Origin of the sequence: Peptococcus niger (genome assembly GCF_900101835.1) — a bacterium.
Taxonomy (GTDB): Bacteria; Bacillota; Peptococcia; order Peptococcales; family Peptococcaceae; genus Peptococcus; species Peptococcus niger.
Window position 1 is genome coordinate 1 of record NZ_FNAF01000029.1, and the last position, 1,070, is coordinate 1,070.

1 rRNA gene is annotated in these 1,070 nt (G+C 51.4%); it reads right to left on the reverse strand.

What is annotated here, in order from left to right:
- A 23S ribosomal RNA gene (locus BLQ16_RS09525) occupies positions 1 to 1,070 on the reverse strand; the annotation flags it as partial.

The window sequence follows — 1,070 nt, forward strand, 5'->3', positions numbered from 1 at the left end:
TTCAATTTCACCGAGTCCCTTGTTGAGACAGCGTCCAGATCGTTACGCCTTTCGTGCGGGTCGGAACTTACCCGACAAGGAATTTCGCTACCTTAGGACCGTTATAGTTACGGCCGCCGTTTACTGGGGCTTCGGTTCAAAGCTTGCACTCTTCCCCTTAACCTTCCAGCACCGGGCAGGCGTCAGCCATTATACGTGATCTTACGATTTGGCAATGACCTGTGTTTTTGCTAAACAGTCGCCTGGACCTCTTCTCTGCGGCTCCCTTATGCTCTGTATTGTTCATACTCACACGGGGGAGCAACCCTTTTCCCGAAGTTACGGGTTCATTTTGCCGAGTTCCTTAACAAGAGTTATCTCGCGCGCCTTAGTATTCTCTACCTGTCTACCTGTGTCGGTTTGCGGTACGGGCTATCTTATTTTCCTTAGCAGCTTTTCTTGGCAGCGGGGGATTCAGGACTTCGTTACTATGTTTCACTCGTCGTCACGTCTCAGGCTCGTGATGCGCGGATTTGCCTACGCATCGCCCTACGCGCTTGAACGCCTCACCAACTGGGCGCTCGCTGTACCCTTCTGCGTCACTGCGTGGTCATTAAATAAGATAGGTACAGGAATTTCTACCTGTTTCCCATCGACTACGCCTTTCGGCCTTGCCTTAGGTCCCGACTTACCCTGGGCGGACGAGCCTTCCCCAGGAATCCTTAGACTTTCGGCGAAGAGGATTCTCACCTCTTTTATCGTGTACTTATACCGGCATTCTCTCTTCCATTGGGTCCACGAGCGCTTGCGCTCTCGCTTCGTTCTCAATGGATCGCTCCTCTACCAATGCTATGCATTCCGTGTCTTCGGTGTGGTGTTTGAGCCCCGTTACATTTTCGGCGCGGAACCCCTGGACCAGTGAGCTATTACGCACTCTCTTAATGATGGCTGCTTCTAAGCCAACATCCTGGTTGTCTGAGCGATTCTACATCCTTTTCCACTTAACACCAACTTGGGGACCTTAGACGACGGTCTGGGTTCTTTCCCTTTTGACTATGAAGCTTATCCCCCATAGTCTGACTCCCAAGTAA